The organism is Psychrobacter sp. SWN149, from assembly GCF_015864565.1.
Classification (GTDB): Bacteria; Pseudomonadota; Gammaproteobacteria; order Pseudomonadales; family Moraxellaceae; genus Psychrobacter.
In genome coordinates, this window is the sequence record NZ_JADYWX010000007.1 from 1 (window position 1) to 18240 (window position 18240).

Genomic DNA, 18240 nt, shown 5'->3' on the forward strand with positions numbered 1-18240 from the left:
ACGTTAAGTAATGAGCGGTTCATGGCTTTACACATGATGTAAGACAAAATCGCACCGGATGAACCAACGAGCGAACCTGCAATAATCAGCATTGAGTTGCCAAGGGTGAAACCAATGCCTGCTGCCGCCCAACCAGAGAACGAGTTTAATAGTGAGACAACCACTGGCATATCACCGCCACCGATTGGAGCAATCCACATCCAACCAAAGATAACCGCAATCACAGCCATCGCATAAAATGCTGGTAATGAGTCAGTGACGAAATACACGCCACCAAAACCAATCATCGCAATGAACAATAACGCTTGGACAGGTTTTACCCAGCCGCCGACCAACGTTTTAGCCCAGCTTTTTGCTGCCAATTTACCAAAGGCAAAGACGGATGCTGAGAACGTAATCGCACCGATGAAACAACCGATAAATAGCTCTACACGGGCAACAGCACCATGCTGTTGCTCAGTGTGTAATACCGTCGCAAGTGCAATCGCGACTGCAGCTAAACCGACGAATGAATGCATCAAAGCGACTGTTTCGGGCATTTGGGTCATTGCGACCGTTTTTGCCTTCCACATACCAACGAGGGCACCTAAAATCATCGCACCGATGATCAACCAAAGAACAGGGCCTTCTGCTAAGAAGAAGGTCGTGACGACAGCAATTGCCATCGCTACCATGCCGAAGCGGTTACCACGAATAGCCGTCTTTGGGCTGGATAAACCACGTAAGGTTAAAACGAAAAGAATCGCGCCGACTAGGTAGAACCAATCCGCATTTGCCGCAATCATTGCTGAAAAGTCGTTCATGCGTCACCTCCAACATCAGTGGTTGCTACTGGTGCTTTTTTTACTTTCGGTTTGAACATCGCAAGCATACGCTCGGTCACGGCAAAACCACCGAAGATATTGATACTGGCTAAAAATACGGCGAAAGCGCCAAGTATACTGGTTGGTGTAAAGATAGAACCATCAATGGTGACGGTCTGTAGCATGGCACCAACGATGACGATACTTGATAGTGCGTTGGTGACGGCCATCAATGGCGTGTGTAATGCAGGCGTAACGCCCCAAACGACGTAGTATCCAACAAAGATAGCAAGTACAAATACGGTAAAAATCGCGACAAATGGCGTACTGGCCATGGCGGCACCGGCGGGTGCTGACGCTAAAATAGTGGCAATCATCTAATCCTCCTAAAATTTATTCATGTCTGGCAAATATGTGGTGACAAAGTTTGTCGTGGTAGACCATCAAACTAGCGTTTGGCCAGTCGTACCTGATTGTCATGTGTCACTGCCAGTGCGCCCTGAATCTCGTCTTCCATGTCTACGTTAAGTGCTAAGTTAGGTGCTGAAGCGTCATCGCCAGCAGGGGCAATTAAGGTCGTGATAAAGTTAACCAAGTTATTGGCATACAAATCTGAAGACTGGGCGGCAAGCTGTGAAGGGATATTGGCAGCACCAACGATACGTACACCATTGTCCGTGGTGATGGTTTGGTCAGGCAAGCTGCCTTCGACGTTGCCACCGGTACCAGCTGCCATATCGATCAATACTGAACCTGCTTTCATTTTAGCGAGGGTTGCACCGTGCACTAGACGCGGGGCATTACGACCAGGAATCTGTGCCGTGGTAATGACGATATCCGCATTGCTGAGCGCTTTATCCACGACAGCTGCTTGATCTTTGACATATTGCTCTGATGGCGTCCAAGCATAACCACCGGTAGACTTAGCAGTCTCAGCCTCCTCTGCACTCATCGGCACATCTAGCCATTTACCACCGAGTGACTCTACTTGCTCGCGAGCCGTTGGACGTAGGTCACTGGCTTCAACGACGGCCCCCAAACGTTTGGCGGTTGCAATGGCTTGCAAACCTGCAACGCCAACACCTAGGATAACGACCTTGGCTGGCTTCACTGTACCAGCTGAGGTCATAAACATTGGAAATGGACGTGAGTATTCATTAGCTGCTAGCAATACTGCTTTATAACCTGCAAGGTTAGCCTGTGATGACAAAACATCCATATTCTGTGCGCGTGACAAGGTGCGAGGCAGTAGCTCCATGGCAAAGGCCGTGGCACCTTTGGCCGCATAAGTGTCAAGCTGAGTATTGCGATAAGGATCCAGCATGCCAATGACAATCTGACCAGATGACAAGCCATCAATGGCTTCAGCTGGTAGGTCATTGACGGTGGTAATAATCTGAGACTGGGTAATGACCTCGGTGCTGCTACTGGCAATGTCGGCACCAGCAGCTTGATACAACTCATCAGCGTAGTACGCTGCTTGACCTGCGCCTGACTGAATAACCACGTCAAACCCAAGCTTACGCAGTTTCTTTACCGCATCTGGGGTTAGTGCGACACGGCTCTCGCTCGTGATATCTGCACTGATTACACCGATTTTCATACCGTCTCCTTACGTCTAGTGATTATTCTTCCGTTTTCGTCACTCAATTAGCAACAAGCTTTAGCCTAACGTACTGAAATATGCTAGGAATAACATGATGAAGATGAATAATATGGGTAATAACCACACTATTTTATCAACCTTACCAGGGACAACATACCAGCCATCAACTTTCTCAGGTAGACCTTCAGCTGCGAATTTTAACTGCTGACCTTTGACCGTTTGTACATGCCAATTTTTTTGCTTACCATCAAGTATCAAGCTTGCAACGATTGACACAACAATGTTAATCGCGCCGCCGATGACGACAAACCAAGGCCATGCGATAGCTGGTGGTGTCCAATCGGTAAACGGGATACCTGCTGCAAACACGTACACACCGATAAAACCAACAATTACACCAATAATGAGACCTCGCTCTGTGGTGTGTTTCGAAAAGAAACCTAAGCCAAAAATAGCCAATTGTGCACCAACGAAATATGAAGAGACTTCTGTAAATGTCTCTAAGATAGACCCCTTACTGTCAATAAATGCGAATGCAATAGGAATAATAAATATTGCCCAAGTGATAGTAAAAATACGAGAGGCTGATAAGTAGTGCTTTTCGTCACCATCTTTTTTGATATACGGCTGATAAAAATCGAGTACGGATATCGNGAAGTCGTTCATGCGTCACCTCCAACATCAGTTGTTGCTACTGGTGCTTTTTTTACTTTTGGTTTAAACATCGCAAGCATACGCTCGGTCACGGCAAAACCACCGAAGATATTGATACTGGCTAAAAATACCGCAAAAGCACCAAGGATACTGGTCGGTGTAAAGATAGAACCATCAATGGTGACGGTCTGTAGCATGGCACCGACGATGACAATACTTGATAGTGCATTGGTGACGGCCATCAATGGTGTATGTAATGCAGGCGTCACGCCCCAAACGACGTAGTATCCGACAAAAATAGCGAGTACGAATACGGTAAAAATCGCGACAAATGGCGTACTGGCCATGGCGGCACCGGCGGGTGCTGACGCTAAAATAGTAGCAATCATCTAATCCTCCTAAAATTTATTCATGTCTGGCAAATGTGTGGTGACAAAGTATGTCGTGGTAGACCGTCAAACTAGCGTTTGGCCAGTCGTACTTGACTGTCATGTGTCACTGCCAGTGCGCCCTGAATCTCGTCTTCCATGTCTACGTTAAGTGCTAAGTTAGGTGCTGAAGCGTCATCGCCAGCAGGCGCAATTAAGGTTGTGATAAAGTTAACCAAGTTGTTGGCATACAAATCTGAAGACTGTGCGGCAAGCTGTGAAGGGATATTGGCAGCACCAACGATACGTACGCCGTTGTCCGTGGTAATGGTTTGGTCGGGAACGCTGCCTTCGACGTTACCACCGGTACCAGCCGCCATATCGATCAATACTGAACCTGCTTTCATTTTGGCGAGGGTTGCGCCATGTACCAACCGCGGAGCATTACGACCAGGAATCTGCGCCGTGGTAATGACGATATCCGCGTTGCTGAGCGCTTTGTCCACGACAGCGGCTTGATCTTTGACATATTGCTCTGATGGCGTCCACGCATAACCACCGGTAGACTTAGCTGTTTCAGCCTCCTCTGCACTCATCGGGACATCCAGCCATTTACCACCGAGTGACTCCACTTGCTCGCGAGCCGTCGGACGTAAATCACTGGCTTCAACGACAGCACCCAAACGCTTGGCGGTTGCAATCGCTTGCAAACCTGCAACGCCAACACCTAAAATGACCACTTTAGCGGGCTTAACGGTACCGGCTGAGGTCATAAACATTGGGAAAGGACGCGAATACTCATTGGCCGCCAGCAGTACTGCTTTATAACCCGCAAGGTTGGCCTGCGATGACAGTACGTCCATATTCTGTGCGCGTGACAAGGTGCGTGGTAATAACTCCATGGCAAAGGCAGTGGCGCCTTTGGCTGCATAAGTGTCAAGCTGAGTGTTACGATAAGGATCCAGCATGCCAATGACAATCTGACCAGATGACAAGCCATTAAGGGCTTCAGCTGGTAGGTCATTGACGGTGGTAATAATCTGAGACTGGGTAATGACCTCGGTGCTGCTACTGGCAATGTCGGCACCAGCAGCTTGATACAACTCATCAGCGTAGTATGCTGCTTGACCTGCGCCTGACTGAATGACCACTTCAAACCCAAGCTTACGCAGTTTCTTTACTGCGTCTGGGGTTAGTGCGACACGGCTCTCGCTCGCGCTATCTGCACTGATTACACCGATTTTCATACCGTCTCCTTACTTATGTCAAATAAATACCTTTAATACCCTCAACGCACCTCTAAAAAGCACAGGGGACAAAAAACCTTTGGTCATGCTCAATACAAAATGACGACTAAAGCTTATCAATTTAATAAATGATGGCTAATTTACCATCATGCCTTTTTATTATAGAGATATCGTCTTGTAATTTTCATTGCCTAATGGTGACCACCAAGTAATATAAAAATTTTGGTATTTACACCAATAGCATAACTTTTGTTGTTATATTAAAGCCTTTTATCTTTTTAAACAATCATAAAGCCTTATACATCAAGGCCTAAAGCCATCAATTACTTAGCATTTCAAACATACAAAAACCAAAAATATCTTGCCAAGACAGATAAAATATCTAGTAATAGACCAAGTTAAATCCGTGACTGCCGTATAATAAGCGTACTTGACACTCTCATAACCTGATTATTGACACCCTATAATAAGGAAGCATGATGTATTTTTTACTTTCTCCTGCCAAATCTTTGAATGAAACCGATGCCATAGCTGTAAATCTGGGAAATTATTACAGTCAGCCTGAACTTATCGAACACTCACAGTCATTGATGAAAATACTTAAGTCAAAAGAGCCCCTCGATTTACAGGAACTGATGAGCATATCCGATGATCTCGCCCAGTTAAATGCCACACGCAATCAGCAATGGCATTGGAGTCAGGATCAGCCATTTACTGATGACATCTCTGGCAATATAGCAAAACCTGCAGGGTATTTGTTCGATGGTGACGTTTATACTGGGCTTGATATGTATCATATGGATAAGGACACGGCTGTCTACGTCAATGAACACTTAGGGATATTGTCTGGGCTGTATGGTGTATTAAAACCACTGGATCTTATCCAGCCTTATCGATTAGAGATGGGCACCAAACTAAATAATGAGCGCGGTAATAACTTATATGAGTTTTGGGGCGAGGAAGTGACTGAGGTTATCAATGTACGAATGGCTGATAGCGACGATAAAACATTGATTAATCTAGCTTCTAATGAGTATTTTAAATCTGTAAAAAAGAAAGCCCTAAAGGCTGATATTATCACGCCACGATTTGAAGACGAGAAGAATGGTCAATATAAAGTGATTAGCTTCTATGCCAAAAAAGCACGAGGCTTGATGGTCAAGTATGCCGCAGATAACAAGCTGACCAATGCTGAGCAGCTAAAGCAGTTTGATTTGGCAGGATACTACTACTGTGAAGAAGCATCTGATGATAAGACGTGGACGTTCCGACGGGATGCTGTGAATCAGTAGTAGTAATAACTATGATTAACCTCTGATGATAAAACCCTGATAGTCTAAAATATATCAGGGATTTATTTTATGTATATAGAGTAAGTTATTCATAAATGATGGTTTATAAAAAATCAGTCATAGAGTGAAATCACTACAAAGAGAGTTCAACCTCTATTTTCACTAGTATTACGCTCCCTATTATCAAACAGCAATTGCATCTAATCTCGGGGTATTAAAGAACTATTTGACGATGTTTGGCAAGATTTAGCCATTCTTAGACCATTGAGATGGCTAGCGAGTGAGCTGAATACATGCTTTAGACTCTAAAGCGTAATTCATCTCTTGAGACATCTAAGACGACCGTCTGATCATAGACATTATAGGTGTGGAGGCGATCAATATCAGCCTCCCAGTTGGGTTCGATATAACGTACAAAGGTTTCTTGATAGGAGGTCGGCGTCAACTCTTCTACCAGATATAAAGCAACTCTGCGGCCATATCTGATGGTGCCATCCTGAGCCGTACGAAACAGCTGGCCATTTTTTCGAAATAATGCCCCGGCTAATCGTGATCCACGCACATCAATCTTCAAAGGTGAACAGGGATGAATTGTCCAGTCGTCGGACTCCAATGTATCAGATGTATAAATATGCAACTCTAAATCCATGGTAAGCGTTGAAATCGAACCATGCGTCGTAAACAGATACCACAGTCCATCGTGTTCGATAACGGCACTATCTGCTGCAGAGACTCCTGAAACCAATTCATTGACCTTTTCCCACTTCTGAGGAAACTCTTTTGCTTTAAATAGGTTAATACACTTGGTCTCTGCGGCTTCTGGAATCATGTATATAGTATTGTCATGCTTGAATACATTAGGAAAACTTAGATGAGAGCGAATACCTAAGTCTACGGGCCCCGAGTTAATCACTTGATAGCTCTCGTTGAGCTCCACCCACTCTATACGGCCGATATTTTCTTTGTAATTTAAGCTCTCAAAAAATATGTAGCGCTTTGAGTCGTGTTCAATGTAAAAAGGGTCAGCCCAAAAACATCCTTTTTCAGGCAGTATTTCTGTATAGGTCTGTATCGATTGATCAATGTGACCAATAAATATGCTCCACTGATTCAGATAAAAGCTCTTGTAGAACGTTTTTATCGTATAGTTTTTCAAGAAACTCGCCAAATGCTTTACGGCTGTTCGCTGTTGCACCGCCTCATAGCTTGGGCAGTCATTGATTGAATGGGTAAAATCTGCACGTTCAACACCGATTTTATTTTTATGAAAATACCAATATAGTATGGATGCAGCGACGCCATTTATTTTATGCTCGGTTAAATTATAGTCCCAATAAAATAAAGAGCCGTAACCTCTCCCAACCACTTTATCTACATTAAGATGCTCATTTAACAAGTGTAGCGTGACTACGCTATTTTCCCATTGTTCGGCAAACTGCCAGTACAATACAGATCCATTTCTTTGTGTGGTTTCATCGCCATAACGAAATAAAAGAATACCTTTTTTTGAAACACTCAAAATCCTTCCTGCCAAGGTTCGAAAGCCGAATTTTACGAGATAATCTAGATTGGCAGCTTCAAGCTTCTCAATTACTGAATCCTCAATCTCATCATAAATCTTATCCTGATGTGCCACTGATGTTATGACAGGCATATCACCATCAGCCACCAAGTCATGAATAGAGTAACGCTTGGTACTACTCTTATTTCGAGAAAGCAAAGAAAATAGCTTTTGATTGATGGAAGGGATGACTTTGGATAATCGAGATAGGTTAGATGCTTGTTTTTTATCTCGTTGTACAGCAATACAAACCTCAACCTTGCCTTCATCGACGAGAGATTTTAATGGTCTGAACTTATACCATGCCAACGTTTCCTCTTCGACGAGAATCCCAAGCCTAATTTTTTTCATCATCATCACCTTGAATTGCGCAAGAGTTTGTGGCTGTTCAGCCATAGCAGGTGCTCAATTTTCCTTTGATAAAGTATCAGTCCATTGAATACATTCAAATAATACCATATAAAAAAAACTTTATATATTCAATGCCTTTGGTAATATGAGGTCGACTTCTTTGATCTCACTTGCACCGTGAGTATTGAAATCCTTAGAGATTAGATACAAAAAAGCCCTGCTATCTTTCGATAGCAGAGCTTTAGTGGTTAAACAAACTTTATGACGTTGGTCATACTTCTTACTAACAGTGATTTGTCGAGGAAGATAAGCGAAAATAGTACCTATCGTACATTGAGCATATCCGACAAAGAGAAATCACTTTGCAGTAGAAGTAAAATTACATCATGCCGCCCATTCCACCCATACCGCCCATTCCAGCGCCGCCGCCCATGCCAGCCATACCGTCATCACCTTGTGGCAAATCAGTAATCATGACTTCGGTGGTGAGCATTAGGCCTGCAACAGATGCAGCGTTTTCTAGTGCTGAACGTGCTACTTTAGCTGGATCAAGGATACCCATCTCTAGCATATCGCCATATTCACCAGAAGCAGCATTGTAACCATAGTTACCGCTACCGCTTTTCACTTCATTTACCACAACTGACGCTTCTTCACCTGCGTTGGTTACGATTTGACGTAATGGGGCTTCCATTGCGCGGCGTAGGATATTGATACCCGCGTTTTGATCGTCGTTATCGCCTGTTAGTTCAGACAATGCGTTCATCGCACGTACTAGCGCAACACCGCCACCAGGTACAACACCTTCTTCAACCGCTGCACGAGTCGCATGTAGCGCATCGTCAACACGGTCTTTCTTCTCTTTCATTTCAGTTTCGGTCGCTGCGCCAACTTTGATAACTGCTACGCCGCCAGCAAGTTTTGCAACACGCTCTTGTAGCTTTTCTTTGTCGTAGTCAGAAGTAGACTCTTCGATTTGACGGTTGATAGACTCAACACGGTTTTCGATGTCAGCTTTGTTGCCAGCGCCATCAACGATTACCGTGTTTTCTTTACCAACAGTGACTTTCTTAGCCGTACCCAGTTGCTCTAGAGTAGCAGTCTCTAAGCTCAGACCAATCTCTTCAGAGATCACTGTACCACCAGTTAGGGTTGCGATATCTTCTAACATTGCTTTACGACGATCGCCAAAACCTGGTGCTTTAACGGCACAAGTTTTTAAGCCGCCACGCATGTTATTTACAACCAATGTTGCCAATGCTTCGTTTTCTACGTCTTCAGCGATGATTAGCAATGGTTTGCTTTGCTGCATGACTTGCTCAAGTAATGGCACGATTTCGCGGATGTTGCTGATTTTTTTGTCAACCAATAAGATATATGGGTTTTCAAATTCAGCAGTTAGGCTGTCTTGCTTGTTAGCAAAGTACGGGCTGATATAACCACGGTCAAACTGCATACCTTCTACTACTTCTAGGGTATCTTCGAAGCTTGAACCTTCTTCAACCGTAATAACGCCTTGCTTACCAACTCTTTCCATCGCTTGAGCAATCAACTCACCGATTTTGGTGTCTGAGTTAGCAGAGATAGAACCAACTTGGGCAATCGCTTTTGAATCATCAGCTGGCGTTGATAACAAATGGATTTGCTCAACAGCAGCACGTACCGCTTTATCGATACCGCGTTTAAGATCCATTGGGTTCATGCCAGCAGCCACTGACTTCATGCCTTCTTGCAAGATTGACTGAGCCAATACAGTTGCAGTAGTCGTACCATCACCAGCGACATCATTTGTGCGGCTAGCCACTTCACGGACCAACTGTGCACCCATGTTTTCAAATTTGTTTTCAAGCTCGATTTCTTTGGCAACCGATACACCATCTTTAGTGATGGTAGGCGCGCCAAATGATTTATCAATAACAACGTTACGACCTTTAGGGCCTAGGGTGACACGTACTGCGTTTGCTAGAACGTTTACGCCGTCCATCATTTGTTTACGGGCATCTATGCCGAATTTTACGTCTTTTGCCATGTTAAATTACTCCACTATTATAAGTATGAGAATGCAATTGAATGATTTGATATTTGCTTATCAAAAGCTGTTATCAAAGACTGTTATCAAAATGTGCTGAGTATAGAAATATACTCAAAAGGACTAGCCTTCTAGCACACCCAATACGTCAGATTCTTTCATAATCAATAGTTCTTCGCCGTCAACCTTGACAGTTTGACCAGCATATTGACCGAACAATACTTTGTCGCCAGCTTTTACGTCTAACGCGCGGGTTTCGCCGTTGTCACGAATCTGACCGTTACCCGTAGCTAGTACTTCACCTTGTGATGGCTTTTCTTGAGCTGAACCAGGAAGCAAGATACCACCAGCAGTTTTTGTTTCTTCTTCTATACGGCGGACGACAATACGGTCATGTAAAGGACGAATGTTCATCGATATGACTCCAAAAATGGGTTGTTTGAATTAAGGGTTTATTTGAATTAATAGTCTCAATACCAGTATCTATAAGCGCTACCATTTAATAGTAACCATTCAAAGATACGCTTTGAGCTTGTAACAAAAAGTGGGGGCAAGAGGGACTGGCTTCAAGTGTAAAGCCCAAAAATTTACAAGATTATTCTGATAGAAGTGCCGTATTCAGTGTTTTATATCATCCAATCGAATCTGCTAAAGACTGTTTGCTAACTTTTAAAAAATGGGACGTGAATAAACTGACTAGAGAGCATAGGTTGGATCACAGCCTGATAAAGGATGGTATGCATTGACGGCGATATTTAACGGCGTCAAATGAGCCTCAATATCTAATCGACTTCTAATACGGCATCTGTTTTTTATTTATCGCTTATTGCTGACTTTACAGCAAGTTACTATTAATCATCGCATCAGTCATTGTAGCAATATTGGCTACAAGCACTACACATGCTCATCTGCCGTCACTCTTGAAAATGTAACAAAGTATGGCCATTATAAGCCTTATCAACATAATAAGAACGATCGATAAAAGCGGCTATATCCGTATTATATTAACTAAGAGGTGTTTATGAGTTTTTTGTCCCTGAATAAAACGTTATCGAATGACAGTTCTAACAACGCAACTCGCAGTCCGTCTAAATTTTTATCTGCCTTAATCACAGGTATCAGTATTTCTACCGTTGGAGCTCTTAGTATGACCGCACCTACCATTGCTAGCGCAAAGACCGTTCAGCCATCGACGGCCAATTATAGCTTTACCGTTGAGGATAAATACAAAGGAACTGCGACTCGTGCACTCAGCAAATCTGGTAATACTTGGAAATACAATGTCAGTGCTCGAGTAGCAGGCGTGGCGAGTGCCTCACAAAACAGCACCTTTACCATCAATGGCAATAATGTCAGTCCGACCCAAGCCAGTACGACGTATAAACTATTGGGCATTGGCCGTACCCTCAAACTTGACTTTAATCCAAGTAGTAAGATAGTTATCAGTAACTATAAGGGTAAGTCGACGACTATGACTATGTCGCAGCAAGCCTTTGATGATTTGAGCCTTGAGGTGCAAATTCGTCAGGATCTACTCAACGGTAAGTTCTCCGGTAATTACTACATGGCGAAAAAAGACAAGATTGAAAAGACCCCGTTCAAAAAGTCTGGCAGCACTAAAATCACCGTACCAGCGGGCACTTTTGATACCGTACGTGTTGACCGCGTCCATGATGACGAAAGCCGCTCTACCAGTTTTTGGTTGGCGCCGAGCTTAGACTATCTACCAGTGAAAGTCAGTCAAATTAACGATGGTAAGAAAATGGATCTAGAATTGACCAAGATTAATTAATCCAATTGTTTTTAGCAGTACTATTAAACAAAAAAGCGGCACCCTAAATGGAGCGCCGCTTTTTTATGCTATTAAAATATAGGTATGACTTGATAAGAAACAGATTGGTTAAGCTATTCGTTCAACTATTTAACGGCGAGGCTGTTTGACCACGTTGTTCATCGAAGGCAGGCGTTTGAGCAAAATAAACAACCAAACGTTGATGGCAAGTAATAGTAAGAAATCCGTTAAATATACGGCTATTTCGGCCCAGCTACTGCCATATATACGAGTAAACAGCACCACACCACTTGCGCCCAAATATACCAGGGTAAACATACTGCTTATCAATAATGCATAAGGTGAGCGTCCACGTAATATCCATGGTGTCAAAATAAATGCTGGGACTAGCCATAATGCCTGCCAAGCAATACCGCCAACGATATCAGGGCTACTTAGGTTAAAGATATTGATAAAAATAGGTAGTCCAAGCAGTCTATACACTAGCCAAATCAACCAAGTAACCATCAAGCGCTGCGCAATAGGTGCAATCGGCTTGATAGCTTTAGGGAGCTTACTATTGGAGCGGTTTGTGGCCATTAGATATTTTAATTTCCTGAATGAATAATATACTGATGAACGTTGATAATTAGCACTTGGTTATGACCACTTGCTTATAATCAAGTGGTTATAAGCATTCAATCGTAGATTTTAAGACCTAGACAATGTTAGGTAGCAGCTTTATAAAAGTTGCTTAACTTAACGACCCCAGTTTGCTTGCGCTAATGCAGTGGCCGTAATTGCCAAACGACGACCTTGAGCAATCCCTAGCTCACGCTCGTCAGAAGATATTGGCTGATCATGAGACGCCCCGCTGACGTGACTGGCACCATAAGGCGTACCGCCACGATGGGTACGATTGAGCGCTGGCTCTGCATAGGGCACACCCACGATAATCATACCGTGGTGCATCAATGGCAACATCATGGTCAGTAAAGTCGTTTCTTGACCGCCATGCATGGATCCCGTCGCCGTAAATACCGAGGCTGGTTTGTTCTGCAAGTTTCCTGCTAGCCATAGCGTGACGGTATTATCCCAAAAGTACTTCATAGGTGCTGCCATATTCCCAAAATGCGTTGGGCTACCAAGCGCCAGACCGCTACAGTCTTTTAGATCATCCATCGTACAGTACAAGTCACCCTCATCAGGTATCGCAGGCTTGTGGGCAGTGGTTTCTGGCGCAACTGTCGGTACAGTGCGGATACGAGCGGTCATGCCAGCATCTTCAATACCTTGAGCGATAGCATATGCCAATGTCTTCGTCGTACCGTAATTAGAATAGTAAAGCACCAAAACATAAGGGGCAGTCTGACTCATTAGCAACACTTCCTCATAAAGTCGTTCACGTGGTAATTAATAGCAGTCATCTACAATCTAATACTGCTAAAACATAACGTATAACTAGCATTGTAGAACATGTGCACATTATGCCCGAGTCATTCACTGACATGCAAATAACCTTAGTTCATAACATGACTTATGTGGTTCATAATTTAGCTTATATAGTCACTCCACTATAAAAGTGTTACTGCGTTAACCTCGCTCAAAGTATTTAATATACGTCTACACTCGGTTGCCTTGTACTACTTTTCAATTGAATCGTCTATATTGTAGCGGAGCTTATATGATATCGAGGGCCTTGATCTAATACTGCTTGTTGTGCATTTTGACACAATTAAACCGCAGATGATAACGTCTCATGTTTGTTACACTATTGTCACTACTACTCTTGCTAAATGGTCGACATGGAAAAATTATCACAAAAACTCCCGTTTTTACAACAACGTTGGTTTCAGTTCTTACGGTTTTTGACTCGGCATTTTTTTGAGGATAATTGCCAGCAAAAGGCGGCATCTCTGACCTACACTACTATGTTATCAATCGTACCTGTATTGACGGTACTACTGATGATTCTGTCCTCCGTACCAGCACTCGCGTTGGTTAGGGCACAGATCTACGAAGTGATCTATAGTAATCTATTGCCGCAATCGAGCATGCAGGTCAGTGAGTACATCAACAGTTTTGCCGAAAAATCTTCCAACCTGACTATCATCGGTGCGATGATTTTATTCCTCACGACCATCATGACATTGACCACTATTGAGCGTGCCTTTAACCAAATCTGGCGAGTAGAAGACCGCTCAGGTGGCCTTAAAAGCATGCTGCGTTATTGGACCATCGTAACCTTGGGACCTTTAGTATTAGGTACCGCCTTTATCGCCTCAAGTGCCGTGCAGAGCCTGAGTTTTCTCAATCGACAAATCGCAGGTTATGGCATTGACTGGGGTTTTTGGGTACAGATGGTATCGATTGGTATCACCATGGCAGGTTTCATCGGTATGTATTGGTTTATCCCTAAAGCGCGCGTCCCTGCAAAGAACGCTGTCATCGCAGGCGTGTTTGTGGCCGTAGTTTTTGAGCTAATGAAACATCTGTTTGGTACAGTCATGGCTAACTTTACCAGCTATGAAGCCATTTACGGTGCATTTGCGGCTCTACCTATCTTCCTATTGTGGATTTACCTATCATGGAACCTGATTTTACTGGGCGTTGAAATCAGCTATACCTTGACGATTTTTGAGACAGAAGAGGTCTACCCTCGCCACCCATTCCTTAGCTTACTCGATATGCTGAACTTGGTCTATACCCACCATTTAACAGGGGAAGCGGTCAGCGAGCAGGCGCTGCGCAGCGTACTAGGGCGGAAAGAGCTACCAAAGTGGTATACCTATATCAATTACCTACAAGACAGCAATCTCATTACCATGACAGAAGATAACGACTATGTGCTCAAAAAAGATCTGAATGCAATGACGTTATGGGATTTTTATCGCACCCTACCTTATCCGTTACCGATTAAGGATGAGCTCGATGAGATGAAACCAGAAGACCAAAAACCTTGGCTTAGCTTATTGATAGATCGTTTTGAGCATACCGAAGCCTATGCCAAGCAACAGCTGCATCTACCATTGAGCGCTATTTTTGCCAACAGCGAACCGCGCAAAAAATCATCTGGCAAACATAATGATGCCAAATTTTTTAGAAAGACAAAGGCTGCAACAGATGCCTCGTTGACAAGAGGTGATGCCAATCTTGAGTCATCCGCACATTTAGAGCCAATGGCTTATGATAAAGACAGTGACATTGATTACGATGATCATCAAAACGAAGCCATTATTCCAATAGGATCTGCTGAGCAACCTAGCGAGTCGGATACGACCAGACGTACTCATAAAAACGCAATCATTACAGAAGCAGATAACCCCACAGCCTCTTAAGTGACTTACATGAACTGAGGTGTATGATTTGAAGCAAATTGACCAAGATAATGACGTTTTGATGTGTGAGAGCCTGTTTAAGGTAAATGAATAAACAAGTCATAAAAAACTGTTTTTGGAGACCTTAAAACTGATGGCAATAAATAAAAACAATAAAAAAAGTGTCTGGGAAAGTACGATTCATGCCAGCCAAGCGAAGCTAAAGCAGTTGACTCAGCTGTGGTCGATACAGACATTAACTGACTTGCCTGACCGCCTTAGGAACTTATGGCAGTGGCTGATCGGTTCTTACTGGTTTATTCCAACCGCTTGTGTGATTGTTGGTATTTTACTGGCGCCTTTACTGGTGACTATTGATCAGCACTTTGATCGCGAGACGGTGCGAGAGATCTCCTTTGCTTTCACTGGTGATGATGATGCAGCACGCGCCATCATGACTGCCATTGCTGGTGCTGTATTAGGCGTGGCTGGCACGACATTTTCGATTACGATTGCAGTGCTGTCTATGGCCTCGTCACAGTTTGGCCCTCGGTTATTGCGCAATTTTTTAACTGACACACCAAATCAGTTCGTATTGGGTGCTTTTATCGGTACCTTTAGTTATAGTTTACTGGTATTAAAATCCATTCATAAATATGATGTGTCTTTTGGTGTGCCGCAACTAGCCGTCACCTTTGCCATCATTATGGCCATTATTTGTGCCCTCTTATTGGTGTACTTTGTACAGCATATGGTACATGCTATTCAAGCGTCTCACGTCATCCAAAACGCCAGTAACGATGCTATTCTTAATATCGATTACTGGTACGACGATCGATGCGATATTCAGCACCAACGCGATACTGAGCATCATGATATTGAACAATTCCATCACTGGTCTGCCACACCTATCTATTCCCCGCAAACTGGTTATTTGCAGCAAATATATCTTGAGTCCTTGGTTACACTGTCTCAGGATTATGGCGGTGTGGTACAAATGCATGTCAATTTGGGTGAGTATGTCACTGACAAAAACGTCATTGGCTATTTTTATCAGCGACCAGCAGACCACCCTAATAATCAACAAAAAACAGCCACACCGCATTTGGCAGTGATACCGCGGGCACCTGACGGCTTGTTTTGGCAGCGCTTTACAGGCTGCGTGCGACTCGAGCAACGACTGGCGCATTCTAATGACATCGCCTACAGTTTGGGTCAAATGACTGAGATTGCCGTACGAGCGTTGTCCCCTGGTATCAATGATCCGAAGACCGCCGTTAACTGTGTGCAATCTTTGACCAGCTGCTTAAGTATCATGATGCGTCGACAGCCACCAAGCCCTTATCATTTTTATATACCGCAGCCAGATGTTCATATATCGCAGTCAGATAATACTGTCACCAATGATGTGATCGAGCCTCAGCGCCTAGCGATACTGGCATTGGTTACTCATACCCCTAAAATATCTGACTTTATTGACGTATCAATCGGCGAAATACGTCGTTATGCGGCAGCAGATCTGATGGTACTAAAAGCGCTCTGTCAGGCCATGGTCAATTTGAACTATACACGGGTCAATCAGGCTCAGCAGCAAACGCTATTGCATGAGCTAAATCTGATTCAGAGGGCGGGAGAGGATAATCTGAGCTATCCAGAACTCATCACAGATTTAACCGCTATGTGTGAGCAGGCTAAGCAGTTTATTCTTGATGATGATGCGCAGCACAAACACTTTGATTATATCAGTGAATTTGCAGCTACTATTCGTCAGGCATTACAAACGCAGTCCAGCTAATTTAATACTCAGTTGCTAGTATAAGGGCATGTTAAATATTCAAACATGATATTGATTATGAATAAAGCCGCTATCAATCAGTCCACATCAACAAAGCTAGTTTTTATGAGCATTGTGCTTAGAATACTTTTTATCTTTATACGAGACCTACTTTATGGCACCCGCAACCAGCCTGACCATCCTTGAAATAAGCGCCATATTTTTATCGATCACTGCCCTACTGACCTATGTCAATCACCGTTTTATCGGCTTACCCACCACCATTGGCGTGATGGTCATCTCTATTTTACTGTCGATCGGCGCGATATTTTTGGGCTTTCTAGGCTTTGATCAGCTGATTGATTACGAAGTCAGCTTATTGGAGCAGCTTGATTTTACCGAGGTGTTATTAGATGGCATGCTCTCCATGTTGCTGTTTGCTGGAGCATTACATGTCAATATTAGTGATCTGAGGCGCTATAAATTGCCTATCGGTATTTTGGCTGGTATCGGCACTATCGTGTCGGCGATGTTGATTGCCACCGCGATTTACTTTATGTTGCCACTACTCGGTTTCGGTCTACCCTTTCTGTGGTGCCTATTATTCGGCGCTCTTATATCGCCGACTGATCCCATTGCTGTGATGGGCATTCTCTCATCAGCAGGTGCGCCAAAAAGTATCGAGACTGTCATCGCAGGTGAATCATTATTTAATGACGGTATCGGCGTGGTTATCTTTGTGCTGCTACTTGGTATTTTATCGAGCGGTGATATCCCGACTGCCAATTACGTCGCACATACATTGGCGGTCGAGGCTGGTGGCGGCATTGTCTTTGGCTTGGTACTCGGGGCAATTTTGTATTACATGCTCAAAAGCATCGACAGCTATCAAGAAGAGGTATTATTGACATTAGCAGGCGTCATCGGTGGCTATGCGCTGGCCAGTCACTGGCATCTGTCTGGCCCACTTGCCATGGTCATGATGGGCCTAATGGTTGGTAATCGAGGACGAGCGCTGGCAATGAGTGATAAGACGCGTCACTACATTGATTTGTTTTGGGAACTGATTGATGAGATTTTAAATGCCATCTTGTTTGTGCTCATCGGTCTAGAAGTGGTCATGATTGCTTATTCAGGCAATTTATTTATCGCAGCGGGTTTAACCATTTTGATAGCTTTGGTTGCTCGATTCATCGTGGTAGGCATGACGACCAAGACCTTTCATCGTCAGTTGGACCTGCCCACCGGTGCTTGGAAAGTGCTGACCTGGGGTGGACTACGTGGTGGTATCTCCGTTGCCCTAGTATTGCAATTACCTATGGGCACTGAGCGCGATATATTATTGGCACTCACTTATGCGGTGGTGATATTTTCTATCTTGGTACAAGGTCTGAGTGTTGGTAAAGTGGCCAAAAGCATTCGTAAAGATGAAAAAACAGTAGAGGTATAAGCTGCAAATATAACAGG

At 43.8% G+C, this 18240-nt stretch carries 16 protein-coding genes; 5 read left to right on the top strand and 11 right to left on the bottom strand.

Translation table 11 applies throughout. The features are described from left to right. The 6 genes from I6E86_RS11535 to I6E86_RS11560 all read right to left on the bottom strand — a co-directional run. On the bottom strand, positions 1 to 803 hold an 803-nt coding region (locus I6E86_RS11535), incomplete at its 3' end, for an NAD(P)(+) transhydrogenase (Re/Si-specific) subunit beta (RefSeq protein WP_197177593.1). Next, positions 800 to 1138 (bottom strand): proton-translocating transhydrogenase family protein, encoded by a 339-nt coding sequence (locus I6E86_RS11540; RefSeq protein WP_197177695.1) that lies wholly within the window; start codon positions 1136 to 1138, stop codon positions 800 to 802. The genes I6E86_RS11535 and I6E86_RS11540, both read right to left, overlap by 4 nt. Before the next feature lie 113 nt (positions 1139 to 1251). After that, complete coding sequence (locus I6E86_RS11545; protein WP_197177594.1) at positions 1252 to 2406, bottom strand: Re/Si-specific NAD(P)(+) transhydrogenase subunit alpha; 1155 nt, start codon at positions 2404 to 2406, stop codon at positions 1252 to 1254. Positions 2407 to 2466: 60 nt separating this feature from the next. Continuing rightward, positions 2467 to 3075, bottom strand: coding sequence for a sodium:solute symporter family transporter (locus I6E86_RS11550; RefSeq protein WP_197177595.1), 609 nt, complete (start codon positions 3073 to 3075; stop codon positions 2467 to 2469). Then, on the bottom strand, positions 3072 to 3410 hold the full coding sequence (locus tag I6E86_RS11555; RefSeq protein ID WP_197177695.1) for a proton-translocating transhydrogenase family protein: 339 nt from the start codon (positions 3408 to 3410) through the stop codon (positions 3072 to 3074). The genes I6E86_RS11550 and I6E86_RS11555 overlap by 4 nt, the downstream gene beginning before the upstream one ends. 113 nt (positions 3411 to 3523) lie before the next feature. Beyond that, the gene (locus I6E86_RS11560) at positions 3524 to 4678 is read right to left on the bottom strand and encodes a Re/Si-specific NAD(P)(+) transhydrogenase subunit alpha (RefSeq protein WP_197177596.1); all 1155 of its coding nucleotides are present in this window, start codon (positions 4676 to 4678) and stop codon (positions 3524 to 3526) included. A gap of 479 nt (positions 4679 to 5157) precedes the next feature. Between I6E86_RS11560 and yaaA the strand changes: the two genes are divergently transcribed. After that, positions 5158 to 5970, top strand: a complete 813-nt coding sequence (gene yaaA / locus I6E86_RS11565; RefSeq protein ID WP_197177597.1) for a peroxide stress protein YaaA — start codon at positions 5158 to 5160, stop codon at positions 5968 to 5970. A gap of 298 nt (positions 5971 to 6268) precedes the next feature. On the opposite strand, the gene I6E86_RS11570 is transcribed toward yaaA, so the two are convergent. From I6E86_RS11570 to I6E86_RS11580, 3 genes are all read right to left on the bottom strand, one after another. Continuing rightward, complete coding sequence (locus I6E86_RS11570) at positions 6269 to 7927, bottom strand: hypothetical protein (protein WP_197177598.1); 1659 nt, start codon at positions 7925 to 7927, stop codon at positions 6269 to 6271. 334 nt (positions 7928 to 8261) lie between these two features. Further along, on the bottom strand, positions 8262 to 9911 hold the full coding sequence (gene groL / locus I6E86_RS11575) for a chaperonin GroEL (RefSeq protein ID WP_194365199.1): 1650 nt from the start codon (positions 9909 to 9911) through the stop codon (positions 8262 to 8264). A gap of 123 nt (positions 9912 to 10034) precedes the next feature. Beyond that, the gene (locus I6E86_RS11580) at positions 10035 to 10325 is read right to left on the bottom strand and encodes a co-chaperone GroES (protein WP_010196840.1); all 291 of its coding nucleotides are present in this window, start codon (positions 10323 to 10325) and stop codon (positions 10035 to 10037) included. 607 nt (positions 10326 to 10932) lie between these two features. Between I6E86_RS11580 and I6E86_RS11585 the strand changes: the two genes are divergently transcribed. Next, entirely contained in the window at positions 10933 to 11703 is a 771-nt protein-coding gene (locus tag I6E86_RS11585) for a DUF3108 domain-containing protein (RefSeq protein ID WP_197177599.1), read from the top strand. A 129-nt stretch (positions 11704 to 11832) separates the two neighbouring features. Here I6E86_RS11585 and I6E86_RS11590 read toward each other — a convergent pair whose 3' ends face one another. Together I6E86_RS11590 and wrbA are read right to left on the bottom strand one after the other, a co-directional pair. Continuing rightward, the gene (locus I6E86_RS11590; protein WP_197177600.1) at positions 11833 to 12282 is read right to left on the bottom strand and encodes a hypothetical protein; all 450 of its coding nucleotides are present in this window, start codon (positions 12280 to 12282) and stop codon (positions 11833 to 11835) included. Positions 12283 to 12441: 159 nt separating this feature from the next. Continuing rightward, positions 12442 to 13059 (bottom strand): NAD(P)H:quinone oxidoreductase, encoded by a 618-nt coding sequence (gene wrbA / locus I6E86_RS11595; protein WP_197177601.1) that lies wholly within the window; start codon positions 13057 to 13059, stop codon positions 12442 to 12444. Positions 13060 to 13487: 428 nt separating this feature from the next. Here wrbA and I6E86_RS11600 point away from each other — a divergent pair, with 428 nt between their 5' ends. The 3 genes from I6E86_RS11600 (at position 13488) to I6E86_RS11610 (ending at position 18223) form a co-directional block, all read left to right on the top strand. After that, positions 13488 to 15020, top strand: a complete 1533-nt coding sequence (locus I6E86_RS11600) for a YihY family inner membrane protein (RefSeq protein WP_197177602.1) — start codon at positions 13488 to 13490, stop codon at positions 15018 to 15020. Between the two features lie 133 nt (positions 15021 to 15153). Continuing rightward, positions 15154 to 16794 (top strand): DUF2254 domain-containing protein, encoded by a 1641-nt coding sequence (locus tag I6E86_RS11605; RefSeq protein WP_197177603.1) that lies wholly within the window; start codon positions 15154 to 15156, stop codon positions 16792 to 16794. A gap of 154 nt (positions 16795 to 16948) precedes the next feature. Continuing rightward, a complete protein-coding gene (locus I6E86_RS11610; RefSeq protein ID WP_194365193.1) occupies positions 16949 to 18223 on the top strand; it encodes a cation:proton antiporter in 1275 nt (424 codons plus the stop codon). Positions 18224 to 18240 lie beyond the last annotated feature (17 nt).

Bases quoted from the DNA above. Each gene is read 5' to 3' on its own strand.
- I6E86_RS11610 (WP_194365193.1), top strand. From the start codon at position 16,949: ATGGCACCCGCAACCAGCCTGACCATCCTTGAAATAAGCGCCATATTT.
- I6E86_RS11585 (WP_197177599.1), top strand. From the start codon at position 10,933: ATGAGTTTTTTGTCCCTGAATAAAACGTTATCGAATGACAGTTCTAAC.
- I6E86_RS11555 (WP_197177695.1), bottom strand. From the start codon at position 3,410: ATGGCCAGTACGCCATTTGTCGCGATTTTTACCGTATTCGTACTCGCT.
- I6E86_RS11560 (WP_197177596.1), bottom strand. From the start codon at position 4,678: ATGAAAATCGGTGTAATCAGTGCAGATAGCGCGAGCGAGAGCCGTGTC.
- I6E86_RS11590 (WP_197177600.1), bottom strand. From the start codon at position 12,282: ATGGCCACAAACCGCTCCAATAGTAAGCTCCCTAAAGCTATCAAGCCG.
- I6E86_RS11545 (WP_197177594.1), bottom strand. From the start codon at position 2,406: ATGAAAATCGGTGTAATCAGTGCAGATATCACGAGCGAGAGCCGTGTC.
- wrbA (WP_197177601.1), bottom strand. From the start codon at position 13,059: ATGAGTCAGACTGCCCCTTATGTTTTGGTGCTTTACTATTCTAATTAC.
- I6E86_RS11600 (WP_197177602.1), top strand. From the start codon at position 13,488: ATGGAAAAATTATCACAAAAACTCCCGTTTTTACAACAACGTTGGTTT.
- I6E86_RS11580 (WP_010196840.1), bottom strand. From the start codon at position 10,325: ATGAACATTCGTCCTTTACATGACCGTATTGTCGTCCGCCGTATAGAA.
- yaaA (WP_197177597.1), top strand. From the start codon at position 5,158: ATGTATTTTTTACTTTCTCCTGCCAAATCTTTGAATGAAACCGATGCC.
- groL (WP_194365199.1), bottom strand. From the start codon at position 9,911: ATGGCAAAAGACGTAAAATTCGGCATAGATGCCCGTAAACAAATGATG.
- I6E86_RS11605 (WP_197177603.1), top strand. From the start codon at position 15,154: ATGGCAATAAATAAAAACAATAAAAAAAGTGTCTGGGAAAGTACGATT.
- I6E86_RS11540 (WP_197177695.1), bottom strand. From the start codon at position 1,138: ATGGCCAGTACGCCATTTGTCGCGATTTTTACCGTATTTGTACTTGCT.
- I6E86_RS11570 (WP_197177598.1), bottom strand. From the start codon at position 7,927: ATGGCTGAACAGCCACAAACTCTTGCGCAATTCAAGGTGATGATGATG.